Here is a 285-nt window from a genome sequence, read left to right on the forward strand (position 1 = left end):
AGAAGTGAAACGCCGTAGCGCCGATGGTAGTGTGGGGTCTCCCCATGCGAGAGTAGGGAACTGCCAGGCATCAAATTTAGCGTGCTGATATGGCTCAGTTGGTAGAGCGCACCCTTGGTAAGGGTGAGGTCCCCAGTTCGACTCTGGGTATCAGCACCACTTTTTAGGTTAAAGTTCGGCAGATTAGAAAAGAATTTGTCTGGCGGCAGTAGCGCGGTGGTCCCACCTGACCCCATGCCGAACTCAGAAGTGAAACGCCGTAGCGCCGATGGTAGTGTGGGGTCT

1 tRNA gene and 1 rRNA gene are annotated in these 285 nt (G+C 54.7%); both read left to right on the top strand.

The window, feature by feature from the left end:
* The first annotated feature begins 83 nt into the window (after window positions 1-83).
* Window positions 84-159: transfer RNA gene (locus FC814_RS22665), tRNA-Thr, on the top strand.
* A 39-nt stretch (window positions 160-198) separates the two neighbouring features.
* Window positions 199-285 (top strand): 5S ribosomal RNA (rrf, locus tag FC814_RS22670); the annotation flags it as partial.

The sequence above is a fragment of the Escherichia sp. MR genome (assembly GCF_005280595.1).
GTDB classification, from domain to species: domain Bacteria; phylum Pseudomonadota; class Gammaproteobacteria; order Enterobacterales; family Enterobacteriaceae; genus Escherichia; species Escherichia ruysiae.